Source organism: Amycolatopsis sp. NPDC051371, from assembly GCF_040682155.1.
In the GTDB taxonomy this organism is placed as follows: Bacteria; Actinomycetota; Actinomycetes; order Mycobacteriales; family Pseudonocardiaceae; genus Amycolatopsis.
The window spans coordinates 321,784-334,504 of record NZ_JBFBAG010000001.1; the positions used below are offsets into that span (position 1 = coordinate 321,784).

At 70.2% G+C, this 12,721-nt stretch carries 9 protein-coding genes; 6 read left to right on the plus strand and 3 right to left on the minus strand.

Features of this window, described 5'->3' with window-relative positions; genetic code table 11:
* Positions 1–7 precede the first annotated feature (7 nt).
* From AB0M59_RS01360 to AB0M59_RS01375, 4 genes are read left to right on the plus strand one after another with little or no spacing between them, the layout of a single operon-like run.
* Positions 8–862: a TIM barrel protein gene (locus AB0M59_RS01360; RefSeq protein ID WP_364606649.1), complete on the plus strand. Its 855-nt coding sequence runs from the start codon at positions 8–10 to the stop codon at positions 860–862.
* Between the two features lie 17 nt (positions 863–879).
* Entirely contained in the window at positions 880–1,860 is a 981-nt protein-coding gene (locus AB0M59_RS01365) for a multicopper oxidase domain-containing protein (protein ID WP_364606652.1), read from the plus strand.
* 12 nt (positions 1,861–1,872) lie between these two features.
* Positions 1,873–5,820 carry a ThuA domain-containing protein gene (locus tag AB0M59_RS01370; protein WP_364606655.1) on the plus strand — a complete coding sequence of 1,316 codons (3,948 nt, stop codon included), beginning with the start codon at positions 1,873–1,875 and terminating at the stop codon, positions 5,818–5,820.
* Positions 5,821–5,880: 60 nt separating this feature from the next.
* Entirely contained in the window at positions 5,881–7,701 is a 1,821-nt protein-coding gene (locus AB0M59_RS01375) for a copper-binding protein (RefSeq protein WP_364606658.1), read from the plus strand.
* An 84-nt stretch (positions 7,702–7,785) separates the two neighbouring features.
* On the opposite strand, the gene AB0M59_RS01380 is transcribed toward AB0M59_RS01375, so the two are convergent.
* Entirely contained in the window at positions 7,786–8,346 is a 561-nt protein-coding gene (locus AB0M59_RS01380) for a helix-turn-helix domain-containing protein (RefSeq protein WP_364606661.1), read from the minus strand.
* 78 nt (positions 8,347–8,424) lie between these two features.
* Here AB0M59_RS01380 and AB0M59_RS01385 point away from each other — a divergent pair, with 78 nt between their 5' ends.
* Positions 8,425–9,336 carry an NADP-dependent oxidoreductase gene (locus tag AB0M59_RS01385; protein WP_364606664.1) on the plus strand — a complete coding sequence of 304 codons (912 nt, stop codon included), beginning with the start codon at positions 8,425–8,427 and terminating at the stop codon, positions 9,334–9,336.
* Between the two features lie 15 nt (positions 9,337–9,351).
* Here AB0M59_RS01385 and AB0M59_RS01390 read toward each other — a convergent pair whose 3' ends face one another.
* Positions 9,352–9,888 carry a TetR/AcrR family transcriptional regulator C-terminal domain-containing protein gene (locus tag AB0M59_RS01390; protein WP_364606667.1) on the minus strand — a complete coding sequence of 179 codons (537 nt, stop codon included), beginning with the start codon at positions 9,886–9,888 and terminating at the stop codon, positions 9,352–9,354.
* Between the two features lie 93 nt (positions 9,889–9,981).
* On the opposite strand from AB0M59_RS01390, the gene AB0M59_RS01395 reads away from it, so the two are divergent.
* Complete coding sequence (locus AB0M59_RS01395; RefSeq protein ID WP_364606670.1) at positions 9,982–11,103, plus strand: NAD(P)/FAD-dependent oxidoreductase; 1,122 nt, start codon at positions 9,982–9,984, stop codon at positions 11,101–11,103.
* A 49-nt stretch (positions 11,104–11,152) separates the two neighbouring features.
* Here AB0M59_RS01395 and AB0M59_RS01400 read toward each other — a convergent pair whose 3' ends face one another.
* Complete coding sequence (locus tag AB0M59_RS01400) at positions 11,153–12,721, minus strand: hypothetical protein (RefSeq protein WP_364606673.1); 1,569 nt, start codon at positions 12,719–12,721, stop codon at positions 11,153–11,155.

The window sequence follows — 12,721 nt, forward strand, 5'->3', positions numbered from 1 at the left end:
GAGTTCCATGTGCGGTGACTTGCCAGAGCAGCACTCCCGACGGACTTTCCTGAACGTGGCCACAGCGGCCCTCACAGTGGGGGCGGCGGCCATCGCGTTGCCCGGCACCGCGGACGCGTCGCCGGCCCGGCAGCGTGTCCCGCTCGACAAGATCAGCATCCAGCTCTACTCGCTGCGTTCGCTGCTGCAGAACGACCCCGAAGGTACGCTGTCCGCGCTGGCCGACATCGGCTACCGGAAGGTCGAGCTGGCCGGGACATACGGCCGCAGCGCCACCGAGTTCCGCGCCATCCTCGACCGCAACCACCTCAAGGCATCCTCGACGCACGTCGGCATCGACGGCGACCTGAACCAGACCATCGCCGACGCGAAGGTCCTCGGCAACCGCTACGCCGTCGTGCCGTACGCGCAGTTCGGCACCATCGCCGAGTGGGAGGCTTTCGCGGGCCGGATGAACACCGCCGCGGTCGCCTTCAAGAAGGCCGGGCTCAAGCTCGGTTACCACAACCACGACCACGAGTTCGCCCCGATCGACGGCGTGGTCCCGTACGACGTGCTCACGAAGAAGACGAACAAGCGTGACGTCCACCTGGAAATCGATCTCTTCTGGGCGGTGAACGGCGGCGCGGACCCGGTCGAGCTGTTCCGGCGCAACTACCCGCGCGTGACGCAGTACCACGTGAAGGACCGGACCGCGGACGGGCAGATGGTCGACCCCGGCGCGGGGGTCATCAACTTCCCGCGCATCTTCGCCGCGTCCTGCCACAACATCAGCGAGTACATCGTCGAGCACGACCAGCCGGCCGACCCGTTGAGCACCGCCAAGGTCGGCTTCGAGTACCTCCGCACCGTTCGGTTCTGACTCCCGGGGGAAAGCACATGCGAGTGTCACGTCGGTCGATGCTGGCCGGAACCGCCGCCGGGGTGCTGGTGCCCGCGATCGGCGTAGGCGCCGATTCGGCGTCGGCAGCGGGTCTGACCCGCAAGATCACGATCTACGCGGAAGCGCTTCCCGGCGGCCTCTACGGCTACGGTCTCGAGCCGGGCAAAGCCACGATCCCGGGGCCACTGCTGGAGATCTACGAGGCCGACACCCTCGAGATCGAACTGGTCAACCGGACCGACCAGCGGCTGTCGATCCACCCGCACGGCGTCAACTACGACACCGGGTCCGACGGTGCTCCGCTCAACGCGTCGTTCAACAACCCGGGCGAAACGCGGACCTACACCTGGAAGACGCGGACCCGGTACGAGGCGAGCGGCGGGTTCTGGATGCCCGGCAGCGCCGGGTACTGGCACTACCACGACCACGCGATGGGCACCGACCACGGCACCGGCGGGCTCGCGCGCGGGCTCTACGGCGGGCTGATCGTGCGCAAGCGCGGCGACCTGCTGCCGAGCAGCCAGTACACCGTCGTGTTCAACGACATGATGATCAACCACAAGATGGCCCCCGACACGCCGATGTTCGAGGCGCGTCTCGGCGAGCGCGTCGAATGGGTGTGCATCGGGCACGGCAGCCTGCCGCACACCTTCCACCTGCACGCCCACCGCTGGGCCGACACCCGCACCGGGATGTTGAGCAGCGCAGCCGACAACGCCCAGGTCGTCGACAACAAGAACCTCGACCCCGGCGGCTCGTTCGGCTTCCAGGTGATCGCCGGCGAAGGCGTCGGGCCGGGGGTGTGGATGTACCACTGCCACGTCCAGACCCACTCCGACGGCGGGATGGTGGGCCTGTTCCTGGTCCGCAACGCCGACGGCAGCCTGCCCGACGGGGCCCAGGAAGCGATCGACCGGTTCAAGCAGCACGGCCACGCCGGGCACGACATGAACCCCGACGGCCGCACCCACGCTTAGAAGGGATCGATCATGAGGAGACGGTGGTTCGGCAGGCGGGGGGCACTCGTGCTCGCCATCGGGGCGGTGCTCGCGGCCGGAGCCCCGCTGATCACGATGCCGGTGGCCCAAGCGGCCCCGGCCGTGGTGAACGTTCCGGTCAACGTGCTGCTCTTCCACGGCGCGGCGGCGGAGCAGAAGGACCCGGTGCTGCGCGCGGCGGACGCGATCGCACGGCTCGGCTCGGACAACGGCATCACGGTGACGGCGTCCTCGGACGCAGGCGTGTTCACCGCCGCGAACCTCGCCAAGTACCGCGGCGTGGTGTTCCTGTCCGCGCAGGGCGTGACGCTCGGCCGTGACCAGGAAGCCGCGCTGCAGGCCTACATGAAGGCCGGCGGCGGGTTCCTCGGCATCTCCGACGCGGCCCGCGCGCAGGACTCGTCCCAGTGGTTCACCGGCTTGATCGGCGCGCGCCCGGTCGGCGCGCGGCCCACGCCCGAGACGGTGGCGTCGGTGACCGCGAGCGCGGAGAACCCGCCGAACGAGACCAAGGAAAAGCTGGCCGACAACAACGAGAACACCAAGTGGCTGACGTTCGCCACGACGGGCTGGGCGGCCTACAAGATGGCCACCCCGGTCGCGGTCAGCAGCTACTCGCTGGTGTCGGCGAACGACTTCCCCGGCCGGGACCCGAAGAGCTGGACCCTGCAGGGTTCGGCCGACGGGAACACCTGGGTCGACCTGGACACGCGCACGAACGAGGTGTTCCAGGAGCGGTTCCAGACCCGGACGTTCACCTTCGCCAACACCACGGTCTACCCGAACTACCGGCTGAACATCACCGCGAACTCGGGTGAGCCACTCATCCAGCTCGCCGACCTCAAGCTGTTCAAGGACACCTCGACGACCCCGCCGCCGCCCGAGCCGGCGCCGCAGCAGGCCGTCGTCGACGTCCTCGACAGCAAGCACCCGGCCACCGCCGGGCTCCCGCAGAACTGGACGCGGACCGACCGGTGGCTCAACTGGGAGACCAACCCGGTCGGCACCGTCCACACGGTCGCGCAGGTCGAGGAGAAGGGCTACAACCCGGGTGTCGGCGCGAACGGCGCGTTCCACCCGATCTCCTGGTGCCGCGACTACGACGGCGGCCGCTCCTTCTACACCGGCATGGGCCGCACCGACGCCTCCTACGGCGAAGACCAGTTCCGCAAGCACCTGCTCGGTGCCCTGCGCTGGACGACCGGCATGGTCCGCGGCGACTGCCAGGCCGGCATCGCCGCGAACTACAAGATCGAACGGCTGACCGGGAAGAACGCGGCCGGGCAGCTCGACCAGATCGGCGAGCCGCACGGGCTGACCATCGCCCCGGACGGCAAGGTCTTCTACATCGGCAAGGCGGCCTGCCCGACCGGCCCGATCGTCAGCTGGGACGACCCGAACGTCGGCCTCGGCTGCGGCACGGTCCACCAGTGGGACCCGGCCACCAAGAAGATCAAGCTGCTCACGACCCTGCCGGTGATGGGCAACCGCGGCAGCGGTGACGAGCTGGTCAAGAACGAAGAAGGCCTGCTCGGGCTGACCCTCGACCCGAAGTTCACCGAAAACGGCTACATGTACGCCTACTGGATGCCGCACGCGTCGATCGACCGCGACAAGCGGATCGGCAAGCGGACGGTCTCCCGCTTCACCTACGACTTGGCGAAGCAGACGCTCGACCAGGCCACGCGCAAGGACCTGCTGTCCTGGGACGTCCAGATCCACAGCTGCTGCCACGCGGGCGGCGGCATGGCGTTCGACAAGGACGGCAACCTCTACATCGGGTCCGGGGACAACAACTCCTCGGGCGGCTCGAACGGCTACTCGGGCAACAACTGGACGCTCGACTACAAGGGCATCTCGTTCCAGGACGCGCGCCGCACGGCGGGCAACACCAACGACCTCGACGGCAAGATCCTGCGCATCCACCCGGAGGCGAACGGGACGTACACGATCCCGCAGGGCAACCTCTTCCCGAACGGGCCGGCGGACAAGACGCGCCCGGAGATCTACGTGATGGGCGTCCGCAACATCTCGCGGCTGCAGATCGACCCGGTGCACAACTGGATGACCGCGGGCTGGGTCGGTCCCGACGCGTCGTCGCCGAGTCCGGAGCTCGGGCCGGCGAAGTACGAGACGGCGACGGTGATCACCGAGGCGGGCAACCACGGCTGGCCCTACTGCATGGGCAACCGGCAGCCCTACCGCGACCGCAGCAGCACGAACGCCGCGGAGCTGACCGGCTGGTACGACTGCGACAACCCGGTGAACACCTCGCCGCGCAACACCGGCCTGGTGAACCTGCCGCCGATCAAGGACAACATGATCTGGTATTCGCCGGACGGCGGCGGCCCGGTCTTCCCGAAGCGGCCGGGCAGCTCGATCCCGACGTACAACGCGGCGGACGCCACCTACACCGAGCCGTACCTGCGGGGCGGCGGCCAGGCGATCATGTCCGGGCCGACGTACCACCGCTCGCTGGTCAACACGAACAGCGGCGTCGCGTGGCCGGAGTACTGGGACAACAAGTGGTTCATCGGCGACGAGTCCAACGCGCAGAACCGCGTCGCGGTCACCGTCGACCCGGCGGGTGTCCCGACGCACCAGCCGCCGGTGTTCGCCGAAACGTTCCGGCAGATCATCCCCGGCGGGTCCGGCGACACCCGGGTGCAGAGCTGGATGGACGCCAAGTTCGGGCCGGACGGTGCGCTGTACGTGCTCGACTACGGCAACGGGTTCTTCTCCCTGGACGCCAACCAGAAGCTGCTGAAGATCAGCTACACCGGCGGCGCCCCGACCCCGGCGCCGGCCGCGTCGTCGACGATGGTGCAGAACAAGGCGCTGACGGCGGCGTTCACCGGGTCGAAGTCCGGCGGTGTGTCCTACCGCTGGGAGTTCGGCGACGGTTCGGTGTCCACCCAGGCCGATCCGCGGCACACCTACCCGCGCACCGGGATCTTCACCGCCAAGCTGACCGTGACCTACGCGGACGGCGAAGCGGTGACCACCCGGACCGCGGTGAACGTCGGCTGCCTGGTGGCCGATCCGGGTCCGGTCGTGACACTGGGCGACGCGATCACGAAGGTGCCGAACCGCAACGCGGGCGGCGGCTGCACGGTCGACGACTTCATCGACGACGAAAGCACGTGGAGCACGCACGCGGCCTTCGTCAACCACGTCGATCAGGCGACCGGGACGCTCTCCGACCTCGGGGTGCTGAACGACGCCGAGGTGGCCGAGCTGAACGCGGCGGCGGAGGCGTCACCGATCGGGAAGCCGGGCACCACCGGCTACGACGCGATCTTCGACGGCACGGCCGCGTCGCTGCGCGGGTGGGAGCAGGCACCTTCGGGGCAGTTCACGCTGCAGCCCGACGGGTCGATCCGCTCGGCCGGCGGGCTGGGCATGCTCTGGTACGCCCAGCGGCAGTTCACCGACTTCTCGGTGAAGGTGCAGTTCAAGGACATCGCCCCGGACCCGAACCGGGCCAACAGCGGCGTCTTCGTCCGGTTCCCGGATCCGCGGACACCCCTGGACCAGCGGCCGCCGGGCAGCTGCGGCACGGTCGGCTCGGCGCGGACGTCGCAGGCGTGGGTCGCGATCTACTGCGGACACGAGATCCAGATCTACGACGGCGACTCCGGTGAGCCGCAGAAGACCGGGTCGGTCTACAACTTCGACCCGCGCCCGATCGATCAGGCGGGAGCGCGGCCGAAGGGAACGTGGAACGAGTACGAGATCAAGGTCGTCGGGCAGCACTACACGATGATCCGCAACGGCGTGGTGATCAACGAGTTCGACAACACGCCGGGTCAGCAGTCCTCGCGCGCCGGGGATCCGCCGACCGACCTGCGGCAGTTCGTCAGCGGGTTCATCGGGCTGCAGAACCACAGTGACAACGACCTGATCGAGTTCCGCAACATCCGGGTGCGGCAGCTGTAGCGCGATGGGGGGGCCGGGCCCGCCCGGCCCCCCAACCCCTCCCAGGAAAGGTCTTCCGCGATGTCCCCACGACTGATCGCCGTGCTGCTGACGGCGTTCCTGGCGGTGCTCGGGCTGGCCACGCCCGCGGTGGCGGCCCCGGTCCAGACGCTGACCTGGACCGGGAACAACAGCACCACCGAATACGCGTCGGCACCCACCGGCGCGCTGCCCGGCGAGACCACGATCGTCTTCGAGAACAGCGAAGCCACCGGCAACACGACGGGGATGTCGCACACCCTGACGTTCGACACGTCGACGCCGGGCTACAACCACGACGTCTCGCTGAACGTCCTGGCCAACCCGTTCGACCCGCAGAACGGCCGGCACGAGGCGGTCGTGACGCTCACGCCGGGCAAGTACCGGTACTTCTGCACGATCCCCGGGCACACCGCAATGGTCGGCGAGTTCGTCGTGTCCGACGGCACCGGCGACACGACCCCGCCGGCCGTCACCGCCGCCGTGGCGGGGGACAAGGACCCGTCCGGCAACTACGTCGAGTCCGCCACGGTGACGCTGTCCGCGACCGACGCGGGATCCGGCGTGGCGTCGGTCGAGTACCAGCTGGACGGCGGTACCTGGACCGCTTACGCGGCGCCGGTGGTGGTGTCCGCCGTGGGCATGCACATGCTCCACTACCGTGCCACCGACGTCGCCGGGAACACGTCCGAAGAAGGCATGGAGCACTTCACGATCGTCGAAGGGCAGGGGGACACGACCCCGCCCACGGTGACCGCCGCGATCAGCGGTTCCCAAGACGCGTCGGGCAACTACGTCGACGTCGCCACGGTCCGGCTGACGGCGACCGACGCCGACTCCACGGTGGCTTCGGTGGAGTACCAGCTCGACGGCGGGGCGTGGACCGCTTACACCGCACCGGTCGCGGTGACCGGTGCCGGTGAGCACATGTTCCACTTCCGCGCGACCGACGCCGCCGGGAACACGTCACCGGAGGGCATGTCCCACTTCACCGTGGTGAAGAGCGACACGACCCCGCCGATCGTCACGGCTTCCGTGGGCGGCACGCGGGACGACGACGGCAACTACGTCGGCAAGGCGACCGTCACGGTCGTGGCTTCGGACACCGGGTCCGGGGTCGCGGCGGTGGAGTACCGGGTGGATGGCGGGGCGTGGACCGCTTACGCGGCACCGGTTCCGGTCACTTCGGTGGGTTCGCACACAGTCGACTACCGGGCCCGGGACGTCGCCGGGAACACGTCCGCTCCGGCGAGCGTGTCCTTCACGGTGGTCTCCGGCGGCGACACGACGGCGCCGGTGGTGACCCTGATGGTGGGCGGCGAGCAGGGCGGTGACTGGTCGTACGTCGGCAAGGCGACGGTGACGATGGCCGCCACCGACACCGAGTCCGGTGTGGACACTGCTGAGTACAAAGTGGACAGCGGAGCGTGGACGCGGTACACCGCGCCGGTGGTCGTCTCCGCGCTCGGCACGCACACGGTGCGCGTCCGGGCCACGGACGTCGCCGGGAACGTCTCGGAAGAGGTGTCCGGCGCGTTCACGGTGGTCGCGGCCGTGCCGCCACCGGACGCCTGCCCGGACTCCGACACCCGGGACACCGTGGTGATCGGCGAGGTCGACAGCCAGGTGGAGAACATCGACATCGGCAACGGCTGCACGATCAACGACGTCATCGGCGCGGACGCGGAGTACGCGTCGCACGACCGGTTCGTGAAGCACGTGAAGGCGGTGACGCAGGAACTGGTCGGCAACGGAGTGCTGTCTTCCGGGGACCGCAACCGCATCGTGACGGCGGCGATCGAGTCGGACATCGGCGGCGGCGCGGCCGCCGATCGTGGCCGCAGCGTGAGGAAGGCGTTGTAGCGCCAGGGTTGTCCGGCCAGACTGAGCTGAAGGGCACCTTCCTCGCAGGTGACGAGAGGAAGGTGCCCTTCAGCTTACGTGCCCTCAGCCGGCTGCCTTCACCTCATCGAGCGCCTGGCGGACAGCTTTGCCGAAGTCGTCGCCGCAGGCGGGGTCGCTCCAGCGTTCGTAGGCGATCGTCATGACGAGCGCGCCGAGCTGAGCGGCCACGCGGGAGGCCGGATCGGGCACGCCGCGGCGTTCGAGGGCTTCGGCCATCGCCGCGGTGAGCCCGAGGCCCTTCAGCGCCTCGCGTTCCCGCAGCTCCGGGTTGGCGGCGATGACCGCCCGCCGCCGGGCGCTGAACTCGCGGCGCTCGGCGGTGAAGGCTTCGCGGCCGATCGCGTCGAGGGCGTGGGCCACGGCGTCGAGCGGGGCGGCCGTGGCCGGGGCGCCGGCGATCCCGTCGGCGAGCAGTCCGGCCATCGTGTCGCCGCCGAAGAGGACCTCCCGCTTGTCCGGGAAGTGGCGGAAGAAGGTGCTCTTCGTCAGCCCGGCGCGTTCGGCGATCTCGATCACGGTGGTGTTTTCGTAGCCCCGCTCCTCGAACAGGTCGAGCGCGGCGACGACGAGTCGCTCCGGTGCGTGGGGCTGCCAGCGGGCCATGGGGCGAGTGTACGGGACTTGGTCCCGTCACCTCGTGTACGGTGATGGGACCAAGTCTCATCACTCTGGAGGTGGCTCATGAGCCGCGCTGTCGTCTACGAGAAGTTCGGTGGTCCCGAGGTCCTGGAGCTGCGCGAGGTGCCGGAGCCGCACGCCGGGCCGGGCGAGATCCGGATCCGGGTGGCGGCGGCCGGCCTGAACCCGATGGACTGGGGCCTGGCGTCGCATCCCGCGCTGGCGGCGCAGTTCGGCGTCACGGTGCCGTCGGGTTTCGGCTACGACCTGGCGGGCGTCGTCGACGAGGTCGGCCCGGGCGCCACGGGTTTCGCGGTGGGCCAACGCGTCTTCGGCGGCGTGATGGCGCGCGCCGCGGCGGATTTCGCGGTCGTGGCCACGCCGGCGGAGACACTCTGGCCGACTCCGCCGGGCATGACCGACGAGGTGGCGGCGACGTTGCCGGTGGCCGGCATGACGGCGGCCGCCGCCCTCGCGGCGATCGATCTGCGGCCGGGTGACACGGTCCTGATCGGCGGCGCCGCGGGCGGGGTGGGCGTGTTCGCCGTGCAGCTGGCGAAGCTCGTGGGCGCCCGGGTGATCGGAACGGCGGGGGAGGGCACGTTCGAGTTTCTGCGGCAGCTGGGTGCTTCGCCTGTCGCATACGGTCCCGGACTGGCGGATCGCGTCCGATCCCTGTCCCCGACCGCGGCGACCGACCTGTTCGGCACCGAAACGGCATCGGCCGCGCTCGAGCTCGGGCTGCCACCGGAGCGGATCTCGACGATCGCGGCGGGCCCGAACCCGCCCGGCGGAGTGCGCGCGACCGGCGGCATCGACGCGGCCCCGGAAGCGATGGCGCGCCTCACGGACGCGATCGTCGCGGGGGAGATCGTCGTGCCGATCGCCGGAACTTTCCCGATCGAGAAGGTGCGCGAGGCGGTGGAACTGCAGGCGGGCAGGCATGTCCACGGCAAGATCGTGCTGACGCTGTAGCAGTGCGCGCCGGCGTCACGACGACAGCGATCCCCTGACGCCGGCGATGATCAAATCCAGACCGTCCCCGAAAGCCCGGTCGCGCTCTTTCCTCGGCCACGCGGTCTTCCGCGCCTGCTCCTCGATCGTGTACCCGTTCGCATACGCCAGCGCCGTGTCCACGGCAACGGTCGCCCTGCAGGCCGGAACACCCGCGCCGACCAGGGCGCCGATCAGGTGCTCGAACACCGCGATCGCCTCGTCGCCGGGGTGGTGGAAGCCGGAAATGAGCCGGGCGCCGTCGCGGTGGGCCAGCATCACCTCGCGCATCCCCGATGCCGCGCCGCGCAGCAGTTCGTCCCACGGGGCCTCGGCCGGAAGCGACGCGGCGGGGCCCACCAGGGCGGCCACCATCGCGTCGAGCAGGGCCTGCTTGCTCGGGTAGTGCCGGTACAGGGCACTCGCGCGCACCCCGAGCCGGCTCGCCAAGAGCCGCATCGTCAGGGCGTCCAGGCCGGCTTCGTCGAGCAGTTCGATGGCCGCCTGCAGCACTTCGGTGCGTCGCTGCCCCACGAAGGCCTCCAAAAATCCGGGCTTGACAGTACCGCTCCACCTACGTGAACAATGTACACGTGAACGTTGTTCACCTAGGGATGGGGGATCACGATGACACGGATTCTGGTGATCGGCGCCGGGCTCGGCGGGCTGACACTCGCGCACGCCTTGGTCCGCGCGGGCCTCGACGTCCGCGTGTTCGAGGCGGATGACGGGACCGGCGAACGCACCCAGGGCTACCGGATCGGTCTCGCGCCGCCGGCGATGGACGCTCTGCGCGCCAGCCTGCCGCCGCGGCTCTACGACCTCGCCGAAGCGACCAGCGGCAGCCTGACCGGGCCCGGATTGCTCTTCGACGAGCGGCTCACGCTGCTCAGCAGCGACCTGCCGGGACCGGAAGAGTCGAGGGCGTTCGACCGGCAGGTGCTGCGGCAAGTCCTGCTCGGCGAGCTGGGCGACCGGGTCGCCTTCGGCAAGCGGCTCAAGACTTTCACGGACGACGACGAGTCCGTCACCGCCTTCTTCGCCGACGGGACAAGCGCCACCGGTGAGGTCCTGGTCGGCGCCGACGGCGGGAACTCCGCGGTTCGGCGCCAGCTGGTGCCCGAGGTTCAGCTCGTCGACGCCGACCTCTGCGGGGCGATGGGACGCACTCCCATCACCGAGCGCTTCCGCGAGCTCGTCCCGGGACGCGGCACCATGGTCAAGGGGCCCGGGATCACCTTGATGCTCGGCCGGATGGAATTCGACCGGGAACCCTCCGAGGCGGCCGCGGAACTCGTCCCCGGCTTGTCCATGCCCCGCCGGGAAAGCTACGTGCGGTGGGTGCTGCTCGTCCCGCCGGCCACCGTGCCGGCCCGGGAGGACGCCCGCGAGCTGGTCCTCGACCTGATCGACGGCTGGCACCCCGACCTCCGGGACCTGATCGGCAGCGCCGACATGAGCGCCGTCGGGCGCTCGAAGGTCTTCGACCGCCCGATGCCGCCCTGGCCGGTGAGCCGCGTGACGCTGCTGGGCGATGCCGCGCACCAGACGCTGGCCAGCGGCGGCAACGGCGCCATGACCGCGATGCAGGACGCCGTGCGGCTGAGCGCACTGCTGGCCGAGGGACGGGACCTCCTCGAAGCGCTGGAGCACTACCAGCACGACTTGCTGGAACGCGGGAACGCCGCGGTCGAGGTCGGCAAGCAAGCCCTGCGCAGGTTCGTCCCGGTCGCGGGGGAGGCGCGATGAACGACCAAGTCCGGTCGGCCGACGTCCGGGAGCTGCGAGAGTTCTTCGGCTACGAATAAGTCCAGTGACCCAGCCAGGACTCGCGCCAAGCCACGGTCAGCTCGCTCACCCCGTCCACCCCGGACTGGTCGACGTGCGCCTTCCACGCCTCCTCCAGCGCCGCGCACAGCTTGGACGCGGGCAGCTCGGCGCCTCCCGAGGCGAACTGGCGCAGGACCGACTTCGGCACCGCCAGTTTTGCCTTGCCCCGCACCACGGACTGCTCGGTCGCGCGGCAGATGAGGTACTCGACGGTGGCCAGGTCGCCGGCCGAACCCGTGGTTTCCGGGGACACCGTAGGCGCGACCTGAGCCAGGGCGCGGTAGAGGCAGTCGAGCGGGGTGGCGAGACCCTGGTACTGGCGGGCGATCTCCCACGACACCCACACCGCCATGCAGTCGGGCATCTGGTACGGGCGGTAGGTGAACGCGGGACCGGTGAACGTCTGGTAGTCGCCGGTCGGGTCCTGGGCGGCCGGGCCCGGCCCGTCCGGGTCGGGCGGCAGGCCGAGGCGCTTGAACAGCTCGCGCAGCAGCTTGTGCGGCCGGGCCGGGGTCGTGGACTCGCCGAGCAGCTTGCCGAGGATGCGGTTCAGCCGGTCGGCGGCCACGCCGTGGATCGCCAGCTGCAGGTGGACGAACGCGACGTCCGACAGCGTCGTGGCCGCGCAGCCGACCACCCCCACCTGGGGGTAGCGCTGCAGGAAGGAGGCGATCGCGTTCGTGGAGCCGATCCGCGCCGGCCCGACGAACGTCACCGGCAGGACCGCGCCGATCCGCTGGCGGGACCGGAGGTCGCCCTTGTACAGCGGGGAGAACTCGCCGTCGGCGTGGTAGACCTCGAACCAGTTGCCCTGCCGGTGCCCCGGCCGCGTGTCGGCGAGCCAGAAGCTGTAGCCGTGCTTCTCGCACAGTTCCCGGAACCGGTCGGCCAGCTCGAACCGCGCGGCCGCGGACGCGTCCCGCAGCGCGATCGCGAACCGGACCGCCAGCGACGCGCACGGCGACGCGACCTCCTTGCGGGTGCGGAGGTCGTGGTTGCGGGTCTTGACGACCGTCGGCAGCTGGGCCGGGCACTGCAGTGACAGCAGCGGCGCGTCGATGAGCGCGGACGCGGCGTCGGAGATCTCCCGCACCAGGTCGCGGACGGCCAGGCCGTGCCACTCGCAGACTTCGCGGGCGCCCGGGTCGATCGCGATCAGGCCCTCGAACCGTTGCGCGGACTCGTAGATGAAGGTCGGGTTGGGCGAGGTCGTCTGGTGGAACACCCAGGCGTCCCCGTTCTGCTGCGGGCGTTCCGCCGGCTGCTGACCGTCGACGCGCTCGAGGACCTCGGTGCCGTCCAGGGGCTTGCGGGTGCGGGTGCCGATCACGACGCCGGCGCCGTTCGTGGCCGAGCACAGCGTTTCCAGGAACACCGCGCTCTCGGAGTCCGTGGACACGAGCTCGCGCAGGTAGCCGTGGCGGGCCATCGCGTGGTGCACCTCGAAGTCCACTTTGGTCACCGGCTGCCGGGTGATCTCGAAGCCGGCCCGGGCCAGGTCGGCCACGTTCCGCACGGAGACCCGCTGGTTGCGCAT